General features: G+C 68.8%; 15 protein-coding genes. 8 read left to right on the top strand and 7 right to left on the bottom strand.

Annotation, left to right across the window (positions count from 1 at the left end; all coding sequences use genetic code 11):
* Positions 1-59: 59 nt before the first annotated feature.
* Complete coding sequence (locus ACEXHE_RS07605; protein WP_374785335.1) at positions 60-923, bottom strand: DUF1684 domain-containing protein; 864 nt, start codon at positions 921-923, stop codon at positions 60-62.
* Between the two features lie 34 nt (positions 924-957).
* Between ACEXHE_RS07605 and ACEXHE_RS07600 the strand changes: the two genes are divergently transcribed.
* Entirely contained in the window at positions 958-1,266 is a 309-nt protein-coding gene (locus ACEXHE_RS07600; protein ID WP_091697561.1) for a hypothetical protein, read from the top strand.
* 59 nt (positions 1,267-1,325) lie between these two features.
* Here the strand turns inward: ACEXHE_RS07600 and ACEXHE_RS07595 are convergent, their stop codons facing one another.
* The 3 genes from ACEXHE_RS07595 to ACEXHE_RS07585 are packed head-to-tail and all read right to left on the bottom strand — an operon-like array spanning position 1,326 to position 4,774.
* Positions 1,326-3,122, bottom strand: a complete 1,797-nt coding sequence (locus tag ACEXHE_RS07595) for a hypothetical protein (protein WP_374785334.1) — start codon at positions 3,120-3,122, stop codon at positions 1,326-1,328.
* Positions 3,123-3,731: a DedA family protein gene (locus ACEXHE_RS07590; RefSeq protein WP_374785333.1), complete on the bottom strand. Its 609-nt coding sequence runs from the start codon at positions 3,729-3,731 to the stop codon at positions 3,123-3,125. It lies immediately after the preceding gene.
* Complete coding sequence (locus ACEXHE_RS07585) at positions 3,728-4,774, bottom strand: pseudouridine synthase (RefSeq protein WP_374785449.1); 1,047 nt, start codon at positions 4,772-4,774, stop codon at positions 3,728-3,730. Before ACEXHE_RS07585 ends, ACEXHE_RS07590 begins: the two co-directional genes overlap by 4 nt.
* Positions 4,775-5,047: 273 nt before the next feature.
* Here ACEXHE_RS07585 and ACEXHE_RS07580 point away from each other — a divergent pair, with 273 nt between their 5' ends.
* From ACEXHE_RS07580 to ACEXHE_RS07550, 7 genes are read left to right on the top strand one after another with little or no spacing between them, the layout of a single operon-like run.
* A complete protein-coding gene (locus tag ACEXHE_RS07580) occupies positions 5,048-7,009 on the top strand; it encodes an N-6 DNA methylase (protein WP_374785332.1) in 1,962 nt (653 codons plus the stop codon).
* A complete protein-coding gene (locus ACEXHE_RS07575; RefSeq protein ID WP_374785448.1) occupies positions 7,009-8,187 on the top strand; it encodes a restriction endonuclease subunit S in 1,179 nt (392 codons plus the stop codon). The genes ACEXHE_RS07580 and ACEXHE_RS07575 overlap by 1 nt, the downstream gene beginning before the upstream one ends.
* A gap of 14 nt (positions 8,188-8,201) precedes the next feature.
* Entirely contained in the window at positions 8,202-11,468 is a 3,267-nt protein-coding gene (locus ACEXHE_RS07570) for a type I restriction endonuclease subunit R (RefSeq protein WP_374785331.1), read from the top strand.
* 1 nt (position 11,469) lies between these two features.
* Positions 11,470-12,396, top strand: a complete 927-nt coding sequence (locus tag ACEXHE_RS07565; protein ID WP_374785330.1) for a GIY-YIG nuclease family protein — start codon at positions 11,470-11,472, stop codon at positions 12,394-12,396.
* Positions 12,396-13,937, top strand: coding sequence for a DUF262 domain-containing protein (locus ACEXHE_RS07560; RefSeq protein ID WP_374785329.1), 1,542 nt, complete (start codon positions 12,396-12,398; stop codon positions 13,935-13,937). Before ACEXHE_RS07565 ends, ACEXHE_RS07560 begins: the two co-directional genes overlap by 1 nt.
* Positions 13,927-15,984 carry a DUF262 domain-containing protein gene (locus ACEXHE_RS07555; protein WP_374785328.1) on the top strand — a complete coding sequence of 686 codons (2,058 nt, stop codon included), beginning with the start codon at positions 13,927-13,929 and terminating at the stop codon, positions 15,982-15,984. Before ACEXHE_RS07560 ends, ACEXHE_RS07555 begins: the two co-directional genes overlap by 11 nt.
* A gap of 47 nt (positions 15,985-16,031) precedes the next feature.
* Positions 16,032-18,158: a DUF262 domain-containing protein gene (locus tag ACEXHE_RS07550; RefSeq protein ID WP_374785327.1), complete on the top strand. Its 2,127-nt coding sequence runs from the start codon at positions 16,032-16,034 to the stop codon at positions 18,156-18,158.
* 475 nt (positions 18,159-18,633) lie between these two features.
* Here ACEXHE_RS07550 and ACEXHE_RS07545 read toward each other — a convergent pair whose 3' ends face one another.
* The 3 genes from ACEXHE_RS07545 to ACEXHE_RS07535 all read right to left on the bottom strand — a co-directional run bounded on the left by ACEXHE_RS07545 (position 18,634) and on the right by ACEXHE_RS07535 (position 21,408).
* On the bottom strand, positions 18,634-19,854 hold the full coding sequence (locus ACEXHE_RS07545; protein WP_374785326.1) for a glucose-1-phosphate adenylyltransferase family protein: 1,221 nt from the start codon (positions 19,852-19,854) through the stop codon (positions 18,634-18,636).
* Positions 19,855-19,980: 126 nt separating this feature from the next.
* Positions 19,981-20,910 (bottom strand): DNA-formamidopyrimidine glycosylase family protein, encoded by a 930-nt coding sequence (locus ACEXHE_RS07540; RefSeq protein WP_374785325.1) that lies wholly within the window; start codon positions 20,908-20,910, stop codon positions 19,981-19,983.
* Positions 20,911-20,934: 24 nt separating this feature from the next.
* Positions 20,935-21,408: a VOC family protein gene (locus tag ACEXHE_RS07535; protein WP_374785324.1), complete on the bottom strand. Its 474-nt coding sequence runs from the start codon at positions 21,406-21,408 to the stop codon at positions 20,935-20,937.
* Between the last annotated feature and the right edge of the window lie 9 nt (positions 21,409-21,417).

Here is a 21,417-nt window from a genome sequence, read left to right as displayed (position 1 = left end):
AACTCCTGCGACTCATCAGGTCGGCATCCGCCCTGATGAGTCGCAGAGGGTCTGACGGATCAGCGGCGGACGGCCTGCTCACCGGCTGACACCTCGAAGGGCAGCCGGTTCTCCGGCACGGGCGCTGGGCAGGTGGCGTGCGGGCTGAACGCCATGGGGTAGTTCAGGCTCCGGTTGAAGTCGGCCACGGCGCTCACCGCCGGACCGCCCGGCTGTGCGCGTTCGTCCAGCTCCACGGTCAGGAACCGCCATGCCGCGGAGCTCACCCCGTTCGTGCGGTCGTGGAAGGTCACGGTGACCCGGTCATACGTCCCGTCCGCCTCCACGCCGCCAGCACTGCCGGCCAGTCGGTGCTCCACACCGTCCACCTGAAGCACCAGCTCCCCGTCCAGGACCGCCCAGCCACCGGTGTCCGGGCGGATGGTCCCGATCCGCCGGGTCTGCTGCCGCTCCCACGGCTCCCACCGCCCCGGCAGCCGCCACGGACCCTCGGCCGGCCACACCGGAAGGGGAGCGAACCGCTGAAGATCGGCGCCGCCGTCGCGCACGCGAAGCATCCACCGGCCATCCCGCAGACCGGCCTCCACCAGCAGGGCGCCCCGCTCCACCCACATCACCGAGCCGTTCTCCTGGGCACCCACCCGCACCTGGCCGTCCACGGGCTCACCGCTCTCGCGCAGCACCCAGCCGTCAGCGGCAGCGGCCTCCAGCACCGCCTGACCGTCCTGGGTCCACCAGCGGCCCGGCAGGTCCTCACCGTCCACCGTCAGGGCAGCAGGCTGCTCGGCCAGCCACTGGAACCCGGTCAGGGACAGCCACCCGTGGCGCACGGCCAGACCCTCCCACCGCTGCCGCCGGAAGTCCTCCCAGGCGGCGGTCTCCTCGGCGGTGTACGGTCCGGTGCGCGGTGCGGTCTCAGGCATGCCCCCAGTCTGCCCCGATTCCTAGACTGGACCCATGCCCTCCTTCCGCGCCCGACTCCAGATCGGCGACCTGCTGCCCGGCCACACCCCTCCCGAGGTGATGGAACAGGCCGAGCTCGCCGTCGCCGCCACGCACACCGTGGAGGCCAAGGACATCGAGGTGGTGGCCCGGGTGCCGCGGATCGTGCTGCGGTTCACGGTGCCGGAGTCCACCTGGCAGGGCGAGGCCCGGGACGCGATCGGCGCCGCGCACCGGATGCGGGAGGCCGTGCAGGAGGTCGCCACCACGGGCCGGCTGGAGATCCTGCGCCGCAGCAGGGGCCGCTGGGAACCGGTCAGCTGAGCCGCTGACCCAGACCGGACACCCTCAGATTCCCGACGACGGCCGGTCACCTCAGGCGATCAGAAGTCCTCGACCTCGTGGCCCAGGGCGGCCCGGTGCTCGGCGTGGTTGATCCGGTACCGCCGGCTCTCGGTGGCCAGCAGGACGATGAACGCGCCCATGGCCGCCACGATCGCCACCCACACCGACTGCATGGGGCCGATCAGGCGCGTGCCCAGGATGGCGGCCAGACCCCAGGCCAGGCCCAGGGCTATGGTGATGCGGCCGCGCTCGGTCATGGTCAGCATGGCGGTGCCCCAGATGACCACCACCAGGGTCAGCACGGCCCAGAGGGACCCGGGGATCCAGAGGATGTCCACCCCGGCGCGCTGGAGCCAGGTGGAGACCACCGAGGCGGTGAAGACGATCGCCCAGCCGGTGAACAGCCCGATCATGCCGTCGGTGATGACGCGCTCGGTGCGTGTCCGCGCGGTGTAGAGGTTCAGCTGATGGACGGTGTCCACCAGCAGGTACCCGATCGCCAGCCACACGAAGACGTCGAACCAGGCCAGGCCCAGCCGGGTCAGCAGCAGCCAGAGGCCCACTCCGGCCATCGCGGCGGTGAGCCTCCAGCCGGTGGTGCGCTGCCGGTCCGCCGAGATCTGGGAGGGCATCCACTGGTGGATCACATGGACACCCAGGGCCAGCCACAGGATGGGCCAGATCGCCAGATGCCAGCTGGCCATGGACAGCATGGAGACGTCGGAGCCGTAGCGGCCGTCGGCGAGCTGGTGCAGCATCGGGCGTTCGCCCAGCATGCCCAGGCTCCACATGCCGGCCACCACGAACCCGGCCCAGGCCAGGGTCACCGCGATCCGCCGGAGCAGGTCACCGCTGGTGGGCTCCGGGTCCGGATCGGTGGAGGGCAGGTTGTACGGGGGGATGTAGGCCCGGGGCGCAGGCTCGTGCATCGGCTCGGAGACGGGGGCTGCCAGGGCACTCTGATGCCGTTGAGTGGCGGCCTCGATCGCCTGGGCCTTCTCCACGATCCGGTCACGTCGGCGCCATTCGGGCAGGGACTCGCGGGCACGTGCCAGCAGCTCGGCGTCGGTCAGGTCCTCACCGGGCTGCTGCAGCATGGGGCGACGGTGGGCCGGGGGGACGTGGTCGGACCCGTCCTCCTCGCGAGCGGCCTGGCGCAGGGCGGCAGTCTCGCGCTCCTGCTGACGGACCAGGGCGGCCGCCGCCTCCTCGCGCTCCATCTCCTCACGCAGGGCCTGCTCTTCGGCGCGCTGCTGCTCCAGGATCGCCTCGGCCTCACGGCGCAGCTCCTCTTCACGCGCATGTTCGGCCGCCAGGCGTTCAGCCTCACGGCGCTCCGCTTCAGCTTGGGCGCGGGCGCGGGCCTCACGCTCGGCCTGCTCCTCTTCCGCGCGCGCGCGTTCGGCGGCCAGACGTTCCTTCTCCTCAGCCCGGCGGCGCTGGTTCTCCACTCGGCGTTCGCGGGCCTGTCTCAGGGCCTCGCGGGTGCGTGCCGGCGACTCATAGATCGCGTCCGAGACCTCGTCCCAGTCCGGTCCGCCCAGGGAGTCCAGCCACCGGTTCACCTGGGTGCGGGTGTCCTGCTGCTCCTCGAGCCGGGCGTGGCGCAGTCTCGTGCCGGAGCTGGGCGAGCGCGTGGGCTGAGAGGCCGGGGGTGCGGGCCGGGTGGTCTGCGGGGCTGGTTCACCGGTCGGGGCTGATTCAACGGGGGCAGAGCTGCCGGAGGGCGCGCTCGTCCGGGGCTCCGCCACCGGGTTCGCCGGTGCGGACCGTGCCTCGGCCGCCGCCTTCATGCGTTCCAGCGCGGCAGAGGAGGTGGACTGCTCGTCCGTCACTCAGGCCTCCCGTGAGCGTCGTCGTACCGCGATGATCCCCGCGATCATCAACCCTGCAAGAGTACCCAAACCCATCCCGATCAGTGCGCTGACCCAGAACGGCAGGCCTGTCGCCGAGCCCGTCAACCATCCCAGGCCCACCATGTACACCGCCCACACCAGGGAACCCACGCCGGAGAGCAACAGGAACGGCCGCCAGGGGATCCCGGCGATCCCGGCCGCGGCCATGGACGCCGTCCGACCCCCGGAGACGAAGCGCAGCACGAACAGCAGGGCGTAGCTCGGGGCGGGTCCGGCCTTGTCCAGCAGGCGCAGGATCCCGCGGTGGATCCGCTGGCCCCAGGAGGCGCGGTCCAGCAGTCCGGTCAGCCGGTGCCGGAACAGGGCGTAGAGACCCACATCCCCGGCCCAGCAGCCCAGCCAGGCCGCCAGCACCGACGGCACCAGCCCGAGGGACCCGTTCAGCGCCAGCGCCCCGGAGCCGATCACGAACAGCTCGCTGGGCACCGGCGGGATGGGCGCATCCAGGGCCACCAGCAGGGCGGTCAGGGTGTGGAACCACCAGCCCAGGGACTCGACCCACGCCGGGTCCAGTGACTGACCGCTCACCGAGGCCGCTCCTGCAGCTCCAGTCCAGAGGTGAACTCCCGCTCCTGACCGCTCAGCGGGTCCGTGAACCCGATCGAGCGGGCCAGCAGCTGCAGCGGCCGGGAGTGGTCATCCGGCGCCACATCCTGCAGGACGGGATAGAACGGATCGCCCAGGATCCCCAGTCCCAGCGCGGCCAGGTGGACGCGCAGCTGGTGGGTCTTGCCGGTGCGGGGGAAGAGCCTGACATGCCCGACGGCGGCCCCCTCCCAGGTGCCCGCGGAGACACCCGCTCGGATCAGTTCCATCCGGGTCTCGGCGTTCGCCCCCACCGGCGGCCGGTTCGTCTTCCGTCCGGAACGGGCCGCTCCGCCGGGGGAGCGGCCGGAGTCCTGCGCGGAGTACTCCATGACCTGGGCGGTCAGCACGCCCTTGGTCTTCTCCATCCTGTTGCGGAAGACCAGGGGGAACCGTGCCAGCGCCGGGTGCGTGGCGTCGTCGGGACGCTCCTGACCGTGGGGGGACGGGGCCTGCGGGACCGCGCAGACCGCCTCATAGACCTTGTGGATGTGGCGGCGTTCGAACATCACCTGGTAGGCCCCGCGGGTCTCGGTGTTGGTGGAGAAGAGCAGCACGCCGGCGGTGGCACGGTCCAGGCGGTGGATCGGCACCAGGTGGTCCAGGCCGAGCTCGTTGCGCAGCCGGACCAGGGCGGACTGCTGGATGAACCGGCCGCCGGGGGTGGTGGGCAGGAAGTGCGGCTTGTCCACGGCCAGCAGGTGCTCGTCCTGGTGCAGGATGCTCAGCTCACCCGGGATGGGGTCCTCGTGGGGGACCTCGCGGTAGTACCAGAGGAACTCGTGCTCGCCCAGGGGGGTGGTCTCGGTGATCACAGTGCCGTCCACGGCCTGGACCTCCCCGGTGCGGAACCGGCGGCGGATCCCCTCCGGGTCCACGTGGCCGAAGCGGTGCAGCACGTAGTCCAGGACGGTGTCCCAGCCGGTCTCCGGCAGGCGCAGCCGGGTGGCATTGACCCCGTTGCGCACGGGCAGCGGGGACGTCAGGGGCACGGCCCCCATTGTGGCAGACCGGAATGGCGGACAGGGCGGGCAAGGGATGTCCCAGCGTCCGGAGGCGCTCTGCAGGACGGATGCGTTCTTCGCGTGAAGATCGCCTCTGCCGGTCAGCGATGCGTACAAGAACTGTAGGTAGAGGTTCCGCGCCGCGGTGAGGCGCCGCGGGACTCAACTCAGTCCAAGACACCGGGGTGGACGGCCTGTCAGTGTAAGAATGGCCGGAACAGACCACCCCGCCGTGCTCCGAAAGGCCCCGCCGCCATGCCCTCTCCCCAGAACCTCTCGAACTTCGTGTGGGGGATCGCGGATCAGCTGCGTGGCGTGTTCAAGCCGAACCAATACGGCACCCTCGTCCTGCCCATGACGATCCTGCGCCGCATGGAGGCGGTCATGGCCCCGCACCGGGAGTTCTTCGCGGAGCTGGCGGCCAAGGGGCATCCGGACTTCGTCCTGGACAACCTGGTGCAGTCCCGCACGGGCTTGACGTTCTACAACCTCAGCCCCTTCACCCTGGACCGCATCCTGCAGGAGCCGGACCTGCTCCGCACGAACCTGCTGGCCTACGTGGACGGGTTCTCCCAGAACGTGGCGGACCTGTTCACCTACTACGAGTTCGACAAGACGGTCGCCAAGCTGGACGAGCATGACCGCCTCTTCCTGGTCCTGCAGCAGTTCGCCTCCATCGATCTTTCCCCGGACACCGTCTCCAACGCGGAGATGGGGACCCTCTTCGAGGACCTGATCCGCCGCTTCGCCGCCGCCTCCAACGAGACCGCCGGTGAGCACTTCACCCCGCGCGACGCGGTGAAGCTCCTGGTGGACCTGCTCACTGCCAACGACGACGACGTCCTCACTGGCTACCCGGTCCGCACGGTCTATGACCCCACGGCCGGCACCGGCGGCATGCTGTCCCTGCTGGACGAGCGCCTGCGCCGCATGAACCCGAACGCGGAAGTCCGCCTGTTCGGGCAGGAGCTCAACGACCAGTCCTACGCGATCTGCAAGTCCGAGCTGATCGGCAAGGGCCAGGACGCGGACGGCATCGCCCGCGGGGACACCCTCAAGAACGACGCCCACCTGACCGAACGCTTCGACTACGTCCTCTCCAACCCGCCCTACGGCGGCGACTGGAAGGCCTCCCGGGCCGCAGTGGAGAAGGAGATCGCTGCCGGCGGCGCCACGAACCGCTTCCCGGGCGGCACCCCCGCCATCAGCGACGGCCAGATGCTGTTCCTCCAGCTCGTGGCCTCGAAGCTCCGCCCGGTCTCGGAGGGTGGCGGTCGGGCCGGCATCGTCTTGAACGGCTCCCCGCTGTTCACGGGCGGGGCGGGCTCGGGCCCGTCCGAGATCCGCCGCTGGCTGCTGGAGTCGGACCTGGTGGACGCGATCGTCGCCCTGCCCACGGACATGTTCTACAACACCGGCATCGCCACCTACGTGTGGGTGCTGGACAACAACAAGCCGGCAGACCGCCGCGGCACGGTGCAGCTGATCGACGCCCGCACGTTCTTCACCAAGCTACGCCGCAACGTGGGCTCGAAGAACAAGGAGCTGTCCAAGGCGGACCGCCAGCGTGTGCTGGACATCTACCGGGACTTCGACGCCCAGTCCGAGGCCAACGCCGAATTCTCCAAGGTCCTCACCGCGCAGGACTTCGGCTACCGGGAGATCACCGTGGAGCGCCCGCTGCAGCTGCGCTTCGAGGTGGAGGACGCCACCATCGCGGCGGCGCTCGCCACCAAGCCGGTGGACAAGCTTCCCGACGACGGCCGCTCGGCTCTCGAAACCGCCCTCGCCTCCCTGCGTGGCCGGGACTGGAACCACCAGCCCACCTTCGTGATCGACCTGAAGAAGGCGCTGAAGGAGCACGGCGTGACCGCCGGCGCCCCGCTGGTGAAGGCCCTGACCGGGGCGATCGGCGTGCACGACCCCGAGGCGGAGGTCGTGAAGAACGGGAAGGGCGAGCCGGAGCCGGACACCTCGCTGCGCGACACCGAACTCGTGCCCTTCGGCCGGGACATCCACGAGTACTTCGAGGCCGAGGTCGTCCCCCACGTGCCCGGGGCCTGGATCGACGAGTCCAAGACGAAGATCGGCTACGAGATCCCCTTCACCCGACTGTTCTATAAGTACGTGCCGCCACGCCCGCTCGAAGAGATCGATGCCGAGCTGAAGCAGCTCACCGCCGAGATCATCGAACTCCTGCAGGAGGTCGAGCGGTGATGGGGACGACGGCTCTGCGGCACCTGGTCAGATTCGGCAACGGTTCTGACTGCAAGTCTGTCGAAGCTGCTGACGGTCCTTACCCGGTGTATGGCTCAGGTGGAGAATTCGCCCGCTCGACGGCATATCTGCACGACGGGGAGTCAGTTTTGTTTGGCCGCAAGGGGACGGTCGATCGTCCGCTCTACGTTAACGGCCGGTTCTGGACTGTGGACACCATGTACTACACAGTGCCGGGGCCTCGGGTTGAACCGCGATTTCTTTACTACTGGGCAACGACGATCCCATTCGACCTGTACTCAACCAACACCGCTCTGCCGAGTATGACCAGTGGAACTCTCGGAAGCCTGCAGTTCCCGTTGATCGGCCGCGAGCAGCAGCGACGAATCGCGGACTACCTCGACCGTGAGACCGCCACGATCGACGCCCTGATCGAGAAGCAGAGGGCACTTCTTACACTCCTTATCGACCGCCGCGCGTCTGTGCGCAAGCACCTCGCATTGCGAGGACCGGAGAGCAGAACGAGCATGGTGCAAGCCCCGGAGGAATGGGCTGGTCAGATTCCGTCGCATTGGCGCTTCGTGCCGCTGCTGTCAGTAGCCCGATTGGGCTCAGGCCATACGCCTTCGAAGTCGCGGCCGGAGCTTTGGGCGGATACGACTATCCCGTGGATCAGCCTGAGAGATGTCGGCTCGATGCGGGCGACCACGTATCTGTACGAAACCCACACCTCGATCAGTGAGCTTGGGTTGGCATCCAGTTCGGCCAGGATTCTTCCCGCAGAAACTGTCGTCCTGTCGCGGGATGCCACTATTGGCCGCACCGCCATCATGGGGCGGGACATGGCAACCTCGCAGCACTTTGCCGCGTGGACGTGCGGGCCCCAACTCCTGCCCCAATATCTGCATCTGGTTCTGGCTGATGCAATGCAAGATCACCTGGAATCTCTTACCGACGGGTCAACTCTCAGAACGGTCGGCATGGGTGACATCCGTGCACTCCGAGTTCCACTGCCTCCCGTTCACGAGCAGAGGCGGATCATTGACGCGAGCGAAACCGAGACCGCCAAGATTGACGCGCTCATCGCCAAGGCGGAGCGGTTCATCGAGCTCGCCCAGGAACGTCGGGCCGCGCTCATCACCGCCGCCGTCACCGGCCAGATCGAGATCCCCACGTAAGGACTGAGGACCCCATGGCCATTCACAACGAGAGCGAGCTCGAGACCTACATCTGCGAGTACCTGGAGCAGCACGGCTGGCTCTACTCGGCCAACGATGACGGTTACGACCGCAAGAACGCGATCTTCCCCGAGGACGTCCACGCCTGGCTGGCCGAGAACCAGCCGGAGGACTACGGGCGCATCGTGAAGGCGGATGCCCCGGCCTCCGCGCAGCAGGCGCAGCGGGACCAGGTCACCACCCGCCTGATCGACGTGCTGAACAAGCCGCAGGACACCGGCGTCGGCGGCACCCTCAACGTGCTCCGCAAGGGCTTCAAGGTCGGCACCTCCGCCACCCTTCGCATGGCAGAGCCGCGGCCGGCCACGAACCTGAACCCAGCCGCCGTCGCCTCCTACGAGCGCATGCGGCTGCGCGTGATGCGTCAGGTGCACTTCAACCCGGCCACCAACCAGTCCGTGGACCTGGTGCTGTTCGTCAACGGCCTGCCCGTGGCGACCGTCGAGCTGAAGACCGACTCCACCCAGTCCATCGGCCACGCGAAGAAGCAGTACCGCGAGCGCAACCCCAAAGCCACGCCGCTGTTCGGGTTCGGCACCCGCGCCGTGGTCCACTTCGCCGTCTCCAACCGGGAGGTCTGGATGACCACCAAGCTGGCCGGGAAGGACACCTTCTTCCTGCCGTTCAACCAGGGCGACGACGGCCACGCCGGCAACCCGCTCAACCCGGACGGCGGTTCCTCCACGGCCTACCTGTGGGAGCGGATTCTCCAGCGGGACACCTGGCTCGAGATCCTCCAGAAGTTCGTCTTCCTCAAGAAGGAGGCCGTGGAGGACGAGCACGGCCGCTCGCGCCGGAAGTCCACGCTGATCTTCCCGCGCTTCCACCAGTGGGAGGCCGTCACCACGATGCTCGCCGCCGTCCGTGAGGAGGGCGCCGGCAAGTCCTACCTGATTGAGCACTCCGCGGGCTCCGGCAAGACCAACACCATCGCCTGGACCGCCCACCGCCTGCTCTCCACCTACGGAGTGGACGAGCAGCGGGTGTTCGACTCGGTCATCGTGGTCACCGACCGCACCGTTCTGGATGACCAGCTTCAGGAGGCCGTCCGGCAGATCGAGCGGACCTCCGGCACCGTGGTGGCCGTGGACCGCAAGAACCTCGGGGGAGAGGCCACCAGCAAGTCCGCCCTGGTGAAGCAGACGCTACTGCAGGGCAACCGGATCATCGTGGTAACGCTGCAGACCTTCCCCGCCGTGCTCGAGCTCCTCAAAGGCGACTCGACGCTCGCCGGCCGCACCTACGCGGTGATCGCGGACGAGGCGCACTCCTCCCAGACCGGCTCCGCCGCAGCCAAGCTCAAGCGCGTGCTCACCCCGGACGAGCAGGCCGACCTCGAAGACGGGGGAGAGGCGGACACCGAGTCCATCCTCGCCGCCGAGGTCGCCGCCACGGGACGGCCGGAGAACATCAGCTTCTTCGCCTTCACCGCCACTCCGAAGGACAAGACCCTGCAGATGTTCGGCCGCCCCTCCGGCGAGTACGACGAGAAGGGCCAGGAGATCCCGGCCTCCTTCCACCGGTACACCATGCAGCAGGCCATCGAGGAGGAGTTCATCCTCGACGTGCTGAAGAACTTCACCAACTACGGCACCGCCTTCAAGCTGGCCCTGGCCGGACAGCAGGGCGAGTTCCGTCCGGAAGGCGACCGGGCCGCCTGCGGGAAGCCGACCACCGAAGTGGACCAGACCGAGGCGAGCAAGAAGCTCATGCGGTGGGTCAAGCTGCACCCGACGAACATCGCCCAGAAGGTCAAGATCATCGTGGAGCACTTCCGCGCCAACGTGGCCGGACTGCTCGACGGGCAGGCCAAGGCCATGGTGGTCACCGACTCCCGCGCCGCCGCCGTCCGCTACAAGCGCCAGATGGACCAGTACATCCAGGACATGGGGTACACGGACGTGGGCACCCTGGTGGCCGTCTCCGGCGAGATCACCGACGACGAGTTCGGGCTCGAGAAGGTCACCGAACGGTCCATGAACCCGTCCGTGACCGGCGACCTGGCGAAGGCGTTCGACGGGGACGGCTACCAGGTGATGATCGTGGCCAACAAGTACCAGACCGGCTTCGACCAGCCCAAGCTGTGCGCGTTGTACGTGGACAAGAAGCTCTCCGGCGTGCTCGCCGTGCAGACGCTGTCCCGGCTGAACCGTGCGGCGCCCGGCAAGGACACCACCTACGTGCTGGACTTCGTGAACTCCGAAGATGACATCCAGGCCGCCTTCGAGCCGTACTACGTCGGCGCGAAGCTGGAGACGGTGACGGACCCGAACCTGATCCACGACCTGGGGACGAAGCTCGACGCCGCGGGCGTGTACGACTGGGACGAGGTGGACGCCTTCGCCGACGTGTGGGTGGCGTGGAAGCCGGGGAGCGGGCAGGAGGGCCTGCAGGCTGCGCTGGAGCCCGTGGCATACCGGTTCCGTAAGGAGCTGGCGCATGCGCGGATGAACCAGGACGAGACGCGTGTGAACGAACTCGTGCTGGTGCGCAAGGACATGCGGTCCTTCGTCAGCCTCTACGACTTCCTCTCCCAGATCTACGAATTCGGGGACACCGAGCACTACAAGCGGGCGCTGTTCCTGCGGCACCTGGTGCAGCTCGTGGGTGATCAGCCCGGTGGGGAGGAGCTGATCGACCTGAGCGATGTGCAGCTAGTGAGCATCCGGCAGAAGAAGACGTCCTCGGGGGACATCGGGTTGACCGGCGGGGCCACACTGAAGGGGACGACCGCTGTGGGAGGCGGGCAGGCGCGCGAGAAGCAGCGCGGACCGCTCGAGGAGGTCATCGAAAAGATCAACGAGATCTTCGCCGGCGAAGGCGTGGATGCCTCCCCGTCCCAGCAGGAGGCGTGGGTCAGTGCCCTCGTGGCGCCGCTCATGGAGGACGAGAAGCTGCTGGGGCAGGCTGGAGCGAACTCGCTGGAGCAGTTCCTGGCCAGCCCCAACCTGGAACGGTCCGCCATGGGCGCCGTGTACGCGAACGAGGACGCCTTCGTGAAGATGACCGACATCCTGGGGCGCGGCGGGGACCCGTCCAAGATGATCGTCGCGGCGATCGGCGAGTACCTGTACTGGAAGGTGAGGGGCGAGGGGCCCGGGCCGGTGGACGTTGTCCATGGACGGTCCGCCGTTTTCGCTGACGGAACGGCCCCTTCGCAGGGTACTTCCGTCGATGAGAGGGCGAGCGCGACGCCGGCGCTCGTCCGGAAGGGCAACTGAGATGGCACATCCCAAGACACTGCAGGTCTTCCTGATGGACGGGGCACCCACCGGCCGGCTGAAGTGCACCCTCGACAACTGGACGGGCCTCGTCTACGTGGTGCCACGCACCAGTCTCAACGCGGACGGGCACCCCGAGGCGTTCGAAGGCACCGGTGTGTACCTCCTGCTGGGGCAGGACGCCGATTCCGGCGATGACGTCGTCTACGTCGGGCAGGCTGTCGGGCGGGCCAACGGCAACGGCCTGGTGGGCAGGATCCGGGAGCACGTCCGGAGGGAGGCGCACGACTTCTGGAACCGGGCCATCCTCCTCTCCACCCTCGGGGACACCTTCGGCCCCACGGAGGTGACCTACCTGGAGCACTACTTCCACCAGGCGGCCACCACGGCCGGGCGCTTCACCGTGGACAATGCGGTGGCGCCCTCCCAGGGCAACGTCACTGAGGAGAAGAAGGCGGAGCTGGAGGAGTACGCCGACAAGGCCAAGATCCTGATCAGTGCCCTGGGGCATCGCGTCTTCGAGAGCGCTGACGGCTCACATGCCGTGGTTGCGGCGGGCCGGACCACCCAGACGCCCGAGGCGGTGCCGGAGCGCACCCTGTTCACCATGACGGTCAACGGCGTGGGTGCGCAGGGGCACCCGACGCCGGACGGGTTCGTCGTCCTGCGGGGCAGTGGTCTCATGGAGGGGCTGCGGCCCAGCGCGCCCGCGGGTGTCCGGGCGGGCCGGGAGCGCTTCGCCGACCACATCGGTGCCGATGGGGTGCTGACCGAGGACGTCTCCTTCACCAGCTCCTCGGCCGCGGCCGGATTCGTAGCCGGCGGGAGTATGAGCGGACCGTCCTCATGGCGGGCGCCGGACGGGCGCACCCTCGGCGAGGTCGAGGCCGCCTCGGCCAAGACGGGACCCATCGAGGACGACGCCTGATGGAGATGCACTCGACCGCCGCGGATGCCGCCGTCAGCCATCCGCGGGGCGGGCAGAGCGACGCCCAAGGACCGGGGACGGGGCGCCCCGGGTCGTTGACCGCGAACGTCATGACCGTTGCGGACGCACTGCGCGACCCTCGTCTCCGTATCCCCGAGTACCAGCGGCCCTATACGTGGTCCACGACGAACACGGGGCAGCTCGTCGAGGACATCCGTCGCTTCCGTGCGGCCGCGTCCTACCGGATCGGCACCATGATCGTGCACGTCGAGGACGGCTGGCTGGACATCGTCGACGGCCAGCAGCGGTACATGACCTTCGCCCTGATCGCGCTCGCACTGCAGGAGATCCTGGGCGACACCGCTGAGCGCGCCGAGCACCAGCGTGCGGCCCTGGACAGCGCGGCGGCCATCGAGCTGCCGCCGGGCCGGCGGGACGTGTCGGAGCGCCACGTTGTCGAGAACCACCGCCTCATCCTGCAGACATTCCGGTCCTGGGACAGCACCGAGGTCGAGGACTTCGCGGACTACTTCTTGGACCACTGCACGTTGGTGCGTCTGGTCGTCAACGACCTCGACGCGGCCTTCCAGATGTTCGACTCGCAGAACACCCGTGGCCGGGCGCTCCTGCCCACCGACCTGTTGAAGGCCTATCATCTCCGCGCCTATGGTGAGGCCACATCGGACCGGGCGGCGATCCTCACGGCCGTGCGGGAGTGGGAAGCTACCCCGCCGTTCGAGATCCACCATCTCTTCTCGCGTCTGCTCTATCCGATCCTCCGCTGGAGCGCCGGTGAGTCCCTGCCGCGCGACGGCTTCACCGCGTCCCGGATCGGAGCGTTCAAGGGGATCTCCGCGGGGCCGACGGGCCTCGGCCGACTGCCCTGGGCGCACGGGCTTCTCATGGCCAAGGCCCACGTGGACGACTACAACGGGCGAAACGCCACGCTGATCGCGCACGGTGCCCTTCCTCCGCTGGAATTCCCGTTCCAGCTGACCCAGCCCGTCATCGACGGCGAGATGTTCTTCCGCCTCGTGCGCCACTACACCCGGCTCGCGAGGGCCCTCGGCGTCTCCGCGACGGACGCGGAGCAGACCGCCGGGGACGACGCCCGTCGTGGGAGGGAGAACAGGCAGTTTCAGACGATCACCCGGCTCGTCCGAGCGAGCGGTACCGGCGCTGGCTACCGCTACACACAGGAGCTCTACGGAGCGCTGCTGCTGGCCTACGCGGACCGGTTCGGCGACCACGACATCGAGCGCGCCGCTCTCGTGCTCGCACGGCATGCCTTCGCATTGAGAACGCGGTTGACGCGGGTCTACCCGCGCTCCGTGGAACTTCACGCGCTGGGCCAGCACGTGGCGCCGGGCCTGGAGGACCGGGTCAACCTGTTCCGCCTGATGAGGAACGGCCTGGACCCCGCCGCCGTCACCGGGCGCGTGGCGGCCCTCCCCGGGCCGTACGTGGACGAGGCCTCCCCGGTGGAGCGTCTCTACTCGGACACGCCCTGGGACACGGAGGAAGCCCACGATGCAGACTGAGAAGCACGCGCCTGAGGCGCTGACGATCGAGGAGGTCTTCACCGCCGCCCGGCACTACCGGGTGCCGGTCTACCAACGGGCCTACGCCTGGACGCAGGTCGAGATCGCGACACTCCTCGCGGACGTGCGCCGCGCTCGCCTCCGCTCGGAAAAGCCGGATACGCAGGGAGCCTCGTCCGACTACTACCTCGGCTCGCTGGTGGTGAACCGAGCCACGACTCCTGAGGGCGTGCCGATCGACGAGGTGGTCGACGGGCAGCAGCGCCTGACCACGCTGACGGTGCTGGCGGCCGTCGCGGAGCGTGTCATCCGTGCCGGTGTCCTCGCCCCCCAGGCGTTGGCCGTCCTGGATTACGAAGGGCGCCCCGAGGCCGGGGAGGACCTCGCGACCCTCCGCCGTCGGGGCGCCCCCGCCGGAACGTCGTTCCAGGTGGACGCCATCGGGGTGGCCGTCGAGACGATCGCTGCGGCCTGCCGGCGGGCCATGGAGCGGCAAACCCCGGCAGACGATCAGGAGGTGATGTTCGACGGCGACGACCTCGCGTACCTCTGGAAGCATGTCCGGTTGCTGCGCACCGAACTTCCGAAGGGCACGGACCTCAACCACTATTTCGAGGTGATGAACACCCGCGGTGAGCAGCTCGCCAAGCACGAGATCCTCAAGGCCACATTGATGCGGCCTCTCCAGGACGCCACGGACCGGAAGGTGTTCGCGCACGTCTGGGACGCTTGCGCCGTTCTGGACCGCCACGTCCAGCTCCAGTTCTTAACCGAGCGGCCGAAGGATGGGGGTGAGGCGGCAAGAGACGCCGTCTTCGGAGCGTCCTGGTCGTCCCTCCTCACACGGGATTTCGCGTCGCTGCGGGCAGCTCTCGCGCCGAGCCTGACCGCGACGGTGTCGGGCGCCCGCACCATCATTGGGGCTCTGCGGGCCGCCGGGCAGACCGCCGTGGAGTCCTGGCCCTCGTCCGACCAGCGCCAGGACGACGCCGATACCGGCGCCTACGGGACCATCGTCGACTTCCCGAACTTGCTGCTACATGTGCTGCGCGTGATGCAGGAGAACGGTGAGGGGGCCGAGCCCGGCCTGCCGCGGTGGGGCCAGGACTCAACGGGGGCCGTGCGGCTCGAGGACGGCTCCCTGCTGGAGCAGTTCGCCCAGCACGGCCATGTCGACGCGGCTTGGTCTCAGCGCTTCCTCGTGACGCTGCTCCGCATGCGCCTTCTGCTGGACACCTATGTGATCAGGACTCTGGCGACGACGGGAACACAGGCGGACGAGGAGAACTGGGTGCTCAGCCGAGCTCAGAAGCTCGAGACGGAAGCCGGCGAGCGCTCGCCGCGCCGACGGCTGGGTGTGAAGAACACCTTCCAGGATCCGCAGGTCCAGGACGCCGTCCGGAACCTTCAGGCCATGTTCCAGGTCACCGACACGCGCCGCACGTCCAAGTACTTCCTGTACCGCATCCTGCGATGGCTGGATGCGCAGCCGGTGGACCGCGTGGACGGCGAGGCCTTCCAGCGCATGCTGGAGGACCTGGCCCGCGAGCGGCTTCGCGTCTACGACGCGGACGAGGGATTGGACCTCGGGGTCAAGGTCCCGAATTTCGTGTTCAACGTGCTGGATTACATCCTCTGGGATCTCGGACGTAATCCGTCCGCCGAAGCGGGGCCGCTCTGGACTGCACTCGGCGACGTTGAACGGAGTGTCCTGTCCCAACGTGCAGGCTCATTCCGCTTCCGGTACCGGACTTCGGTGGAGCACTTCTATCCCGTGGTTCCTGGCGAAGGACAGAAGGTCCTGACATCAACGGAGGTGGACCGTTTCGGGAACCTGTGCATCATGAGCCGACGCGAAAACTCCCAGCGGAACAACCTGATGCCAGTCTCCAAGGTGAAGCAGTACTCCTCGGACGAGCAGAGCCTCAAATTCCAGCTCATGGCAGGCATCCTTCACGCCGAGGGCGACTGGGACGTCCCCCAGATCAAGGAGCACGGGAACAGCATGCGGCGGGTGATCCAAGAGTGGCAGGGCAAACGGCCCTGACACCTCGGAACGATCTGGCCTCCGGAGCCCCCCGTTAAGCTCGTCACATGGTCACCGCGCGTGAAGTCACCCTTCAGGAACTCCTCGGGGGCTCCTACCAGTACACGGTCCCGCTCTACCAGCGGACGTACTCCTGGGGCCGCCCGCAGTGGCAGCGCCTGTGGGAGGACGTCGTGGACGTCGCCGACCATCGGCGGGGCAACCCTTCGGCGACCCACTTCCTCGGCTCCCTCGTTCTCGCCGGCTTCCGGGACAACGGGCCCGGTGGCGTCCAGCGGTGGCTCGTGGTGGACGGGCAGCAGCGGCTGACGACGCTGACGCTCCTCCTCGCCGCTGTCCGAGACCACCGGGCTGAGCACGAAGGCCCCATGCACGCCGATCGGGTCAACGAGAAGTACCTGGTCAACAAGTGGGAGGACGGCGATCTCCGCTACAAGGTACTGCCCACCCAGGCCGATCGTGGCGCCTATCGCGGACGGATCGAGCACGCCCCGGATGCTGCCGAAGGCTCCAGGATCAGCGAAGCCCACCAGTTCTTCCTGACGAAGCTGCTCGGGTTGAGTCAACCGCCCGCCGACGGTGAAGAGGAGCCGCTGACCTTGGCGGAGGTCGAGTCCGCCGTCGTCGCCGGCCTGTCGATCGTGTCCGTGACCACCGGGGAGAACGACAACGCCCACCGCATCTTCGAGTCGTTGAACAACACCGGTCTCAAGCTCACCCAGGGCGACCTGCTCAGGAACTACCTGTTCATGCAGCTGCCCACACGGGCGGATGAGGTCTACACCACCCTGTGGCTCCCGTTGCAGAACCTGCTCTCCAATGAGGAACTGGAGACCCTGTTCTGGCTTGACCTGGTGCAACAGGATCCCAAGGTCCGCCAGACGGAGATCTACGCGGGGCAGCAGCGTCGCATGCGTGACCTGCAGGACGAGGCGCAGGTCAGGGCGGAAGTCGAGCGGTTCCTGGCGTTGGGGCGTCTCTACGACGTGATGCTCCGCCCGGAGAAGGAGAAGGACGACGCAGTGCGCTTCCGCTTGGCACGCCTGCGCGCCTGGCGCACGACGACGACGTTCCCGATCACACTGCACCTGATGGAGCGCCGGTCATTGGGGGACATCGACTCGGACGAACTGGCCCGTGCGCTCCTCTACCTCGAGTCGTACCTGGTCCGACGCCTCGTCTTCGGCCGCTATTCCGACGGTCTCAACAGCACTCTGCTCGCGGCGACGGCGGACATCCAGGGTCAGGACGACCCCGCGGACGCCCTGCAGCGCTTCCTCTCCAGCGGACGGAAGCACTTCGCCTCCGACGACCAGGTCCGCCAGGCCGTGATGACGGCACCCTTCTACACGACGGGCCGGGCGGCCCACCGGAAGCTGATCCTGCGGTGGATCGAGGAGTCCTACGGCAGCAAGGAGCCGGTGGACCTCGACAGTGCGACCATCGAGCACGTCATGCCGCAGACCCTCACGGAGGAGTGGGAGCGCGCTCTGGCCGACCAGCTCGAGGCTCACCAGGACCTTCGAGAGGTGCACACCGAACTCCTCCACACCTTGGGCAACCTCACCCTCACCGGGTACAACAGCGAGCTGAGCAACGGGCCCTTCGAGGTCAAGCGTGCGGAGCTGGCCAAGAGCGGCATCCGCATGAACCAGGAGATCTCCGCTGAGCCGGTTTGGGGTCCCGCGCAGATCCGTGCTCGCGCCGAGCGGCTGGCGGACCGGATCGTCGGTATCTGGCCGGGGCCCTCAGCCGAGGCCGCCTCCGGAGTCGCCCACACGGCCTGGCAGACGCTGACGGATGCCGTCGAGGCCATTCCCGCCGGGTTCTGGACCTCCTACGGCGAACTCGCACGCCTGATCGGAAGCCATCCGGTCCCCGTGGGGACCTACCTCGCACGGACGGCCCTGCCGCACGCTCATCGTGTGCTCCAGGCGGGAGGCACCGTCTCTCCGTCCTTCCGGTGGACCGACGTCCACCGGAGGGACGATCCGCACGACGTCCTCGCAGCCGAAGGCGTGCGCTTCTCCGAGGACGGACGGGCCGACGGCGGCCAGCGGCTGCTGGCGGAGCAACTCGCCGAGCTCATCGACATCGACGTCGACCTGACCGATCCCCGGTCGCTCGCCGCCCCGGGCAACGACCCTGCGCTGCGGGACCGCTGGGTCGACTGACTTCACGACCACAACGATCCCGAATCGGCCCGCGCACTGATCGAGGTCCAACGAGGCTGGGTTGAGCGCGGTGGCCGGGCGGAATTCGCGGACAATGCCGCCGGCGGTTGTTTCCTGGTCGTCCCGCGCACGTCAGCACGCGCCATCTGGCCGGTGATCCTGTACCCGACGTACGGCGTCGAGGTCGTCTTCTATCATCTGGCGAAGTGGGCTCCCTTCACGGACGAGACGCTTCTCGACGAATTCCGGGGACGTCTGAATCTCATCCCCGGGGTGGAATTCGGTCCTGAGTCTCTCCGCCGGCGCCCGAGCATTAAGCCGCGGACCCTTCGGCCGGCTGCGGCGCAGGAGGCGTTCCTCGACGCGCTGGAGTGGTTCCTGCGCACCGTCCAGGAGGCAAGTCAAGAGAACCCTCCACGTGCTGCAGATCGACGAGGACTTCTTCGACTGAAAGCTCGGCGGACAGGGTGAGGCCTCAGTGCCCGGTGGTCTCGTCCGCGCTGTCCGGGCTGCGGTCCTGGGGGACCAGCACGGTGATGTTGCCCGGACCCGGCTTCGTCTGCCCGGTGGCTCCGGCGGGGACCTCCGCGCCCACGTCCGCGATCACCGCGTCCAGCACCGCGCCGGAGGGGACCGTGGTCTCCCCGAGCAGGACGGACCGGTGCACCCGGGCGCCGGCCTCCACCACCACGCCCGGGCCGATCACGCTCTGGGTGACCTCGCCGTCCACGGTGGCGCCGTTGCACACCAGGGACCCGGACACCGTGGCCTGGGGCCCGAACAGGGCCGGCGGGACGGGCTTGTGGTTGGTCAGCAGCGGCCAGCCGGGGCTGCCGAGCTCCAGCCCCTGGCCCTCGAGCAGCTCCATGTGGGCGCGGTAGAAGGCGTCGATGGTGCCCACATCCCGCCAGTACCCCTCGTGCCGGTACTCGTGGGTGCGTCCGCGCTCCACGAAGTGCGGGACGATCGTCTCGCCGTAGTCGCCCAGGGAGGTGCCCTCACGGTCGGCGCCCTCGTCCGCGTCGTCGTCGTTCTGCTCCACCAGGTGTTCGGTGGCGGTGGCCAGGGCGTCCACGTTGTAGATGAAGACCTCGGTGGCCACCAGGTTCCCCTCGGGGGAGTCCGGCTTGTAGTCGTACCGGGTGACGCGGCGCTCGCCGTCAGCATCCTTGACCTGCACCACGCCGTAGCGGCTGGGGTCCTCCATCACCTCGGTGGTGACGATGGTCAGCTCCGAGCCCTGCCGGTGGTGCTGTTCCAGGGCCGGGCGCAGGTCCAGCTGGTAGAGGTGATCGGCGCTGCATACCACCACGGTGTCCGCGCCGAAGGCCTGCAGGATGGGGATCTGCTGGTGCAGGGCATGGCCGTTGCCGGCGGCGAAGCCCTCCTCGGAGCGTCCCTCCGCGGGGGGCAGGATGCGCAGGCCGTGGCGGGTGCCGTCCAGGTCCCAGGGCCGGCCCATGGCCAGGTGCTGGTTCAGCGTGAAGGGGCGGTACTGCTCCACCACCCACACGTCCCGCAGGCCAGAGTTGGCCAGGTTGGACATCACCACATCGATCAGCCGGTACTGCCCCGCGAAGGGGACGGCGGGCTTGGAGCGGGCATCCGTCAGCGGGGCCAGGCGGCTGCCCTTGCCTCCCGCCAGGACCAGCGCCACCGTGCGCTGGGTGCGATCGTCGGGGAACGGGTCTGCCATGACGCCCTCCATCTGGACCGATGCTCGTCGCGTCCCGCCCGTGCGGGACTCTCCCACGCTAGACCTGGGCCGGTCCCCACACCAGCGGATCGGGCGGGTGTCTGCCGTGTTCGCTCTGCGCGTGTCTCAGCGCTGACAGCGCGGGCACCACCACAGCTGCCGTGCCTCGGTGTCCTCGGCGCCGGCGTCCCCGAACTCCTCCAGGCGCACCGGGCCTCGGCACCGCAGGCAGCCCTCGCGCTCCCGGCGGTAGACGAAGTACGACGGCGTCCGGCGGCGGGGCAGCGCACGGCCAGCGGGTGCCTGGCTGGCTGGGGCAGAGGGCACGACGACGCGGATCCCGTACGGGGCGCTCGGATCCGGACGGACACCGGTGGTGGTGCGCTGGGCCCCGCGCGCCGGTGCGGCCGGCGGGACGTTGGAGCGCAGCAGGTCCCGGGCAATCAGCACCAGCCCGGGCAGGTCCGGGACGGAGGAGACGGGGCGGTGCGGGTCCAGTCCGGCCAGCAGCAGCGTCTCGCAGCGGTAGATGTTCCCGATTCCGGAGACCAGTCGCTGGTCCAGCAGGGCCGTGCCGATCATCCGGTCCGGGTCCTGCTCCAGCCGGCGGACGGACTCGGCCAGCAGCCCGTTGGCCTGGGCGGGGTCCTCCCACCCGGGGGCCAGCAGGTCCGGGCCCAGGAATCCCAGCCGGTCCTCCACCTGCGCGGTGGGGACCACCTCGAGCAGGCCCAGCTGGAAGCCGACCACCTGATGCTCGGCGGTCTGCAGCACGCACCGGGCCTGCCACTCCGGCCGTGCCCACCGCGGAGGTCTCCCGCCGTCGTCGGGATAGATGTCCCAGCGGCCCTCCATCTTCAGGTGGGAGAGGACCGTGAGGTCCCCGGCCTGGATCAGCAGGTACTTGGCGCGCGGCAGGACCGCGTCCACGGTGCGGCCGGAGAGGTCCAGGGTGGCCCACTGGGGCACGCGGAAGTCCGTGCGCAGCAGGGTGCGGCCGCTCAGCACGGGGTCCAGGCGGTGGGCCAGGCGGACCAGGGAGTCGCCCTCAGGCATGGTGGATCACGGGGGAGGGGGCTGTCAGGCCAGGTTGAGCTGCCAGGTGACGCCCCAGCGGTCGGCGACCCAGGCGAAGCGTCGGGAGAAGCCGTAGTCGCCCGGCGGCATCAGCGGGTGGCCGCCGGCGGAGAGGGAGTCAGCCAGCTCGTCCAGCTCCTCCGGGGTGCATGTGCTCGGCAGGTCCACGAACAGGGAGATGGACGGGGTGAAGCTGAACGCGTGGCCGGGCGGAGAGTCGATGATGCGCAGGTGCTGTCCGGCCAGGGAGATCTCACCGTGGAGCACGGTGCCGATCAGGTCTGGGCTGTCCTTCGTCTCCGGGTGGGACTCGTCCCGCAGGTCCCGGCGTGTGACACCGGCGGGCAGGTGCGGGGAGAACGCCTGGACGTAGAAGTCCATGGCGGCTCCACCTTCACCCTCGAACATGAGGAAGGGCGTGACGGAGGCGGCGGTGGCACCTGCTGCGGGGGCGCTGGGGGTGGGCTGCTCGGTCATGCTCGGAAC

The sequence above is a fragment of the Micrococcus sp. IITD107 genome, from assembly GCF_041927415.1.
GTDB classification, from domain to species: domain Bacteria; phylum Actinomycetota; class Actinomycetes; order Actinomycetales; family Micrococcaceae; genus Citricoccus; species Citricoccus terreus.
Note: the sequence above shows the minus strand (reverse complement) of the source record. Positions and strands in the feature narration are given on the sequence as shown.

Excerpts from the sequence above, each read along its gene's own strand:
- ACEXHE_RS07605 (WP_374785335.1), bottom strand. The coding sequence starts at position 923 with ATGCCTGAGACCGCACCGCGCACCGGACCGTACACCGCCGAGGAGACC.
- ACEXHE_RS07600 (WP_091697561.1), top strand. The coding sequence starts at position 958 with ATGCCCTCCTTCCGCGCCCGACTCCAGATCGGCGACCTGCTGCCCGGC.
- ACEXHE_RS07580 (WP_374785332.1), top strand. The coding sequence starts at position 5,048 with ATGCCCTCTCCCCAGAACCTCTCGAACTTCGTGTGGGGGATCGCGGAT.
- ACEXHE_RS07575 (WP_374785448.1), top strand. The coding sequence starts at position 7,009 with ATGGGGACGACGGCTCTGCGGCACCTGGTCAGATTCGGCAACGGTTCT.
- ACEXHE_RS07570 (WP_374785331.1), top strand. The coding sequence starts at position 8,202 with ATGGCCATTCACAACGAGAGCGAGCTCGAGACCTACATCTGCGAGTAC.
- ACEXHE_RS07565 (WP_374785330.1), top strand. The coding sequence starts at position 11,470 with ATGGCACATCCCAAGACACTGCAGGTCTTCCTGATGGACGGGGCACCC.
- ACEXHE_RS07560 (WP_374785329.1), top strand. The coding sequence starts at position 12,396 with ATGGAGATGCACTCGACCGCCGCGGATGCCGCCGTCAGCCATCCGCGG.
- ACEXHE_RS07555 (WP_374785328.1), top strand. The coding sequence starts at position 13,927 with ATGCAGACTGAGAAGCACGCGCCTGAGGCGCTGACGATCGAGGAGGTC.
- ACEXHE_RS07550 (WP_374785327.1), top strand. The coding sequence starts at position 16,032 with ATGGTCACCGCGCGTGAAGTCACCCTTCAGGAACTCCTCGGGGGCTCC.
- ACEXHE_RS07545 (WP_374785326.1), bottom strand. The coding sequence starts at position 19,854 with ATGGCAGACCCGTTCCCCGACGATCGCACCCAGCGCACGGTGGCGCTG.
- ACEXHE_RS07540 (WP_374785325.1), bottom strand. The coding sequence starts at position 20,910 with ATGCCTGAGGGCGACTCCCTGGTCCGCCTGGCCCACCGCCTGGACCCC.
- ACEXHE_RS07535 (WP_374785324.1), bottom strand. The coding sequence starts at position 21,408 with ATGACCGAGCAGCCCACCCCCAGCGCCCCCGCAGCAGGTGCCACCGCC.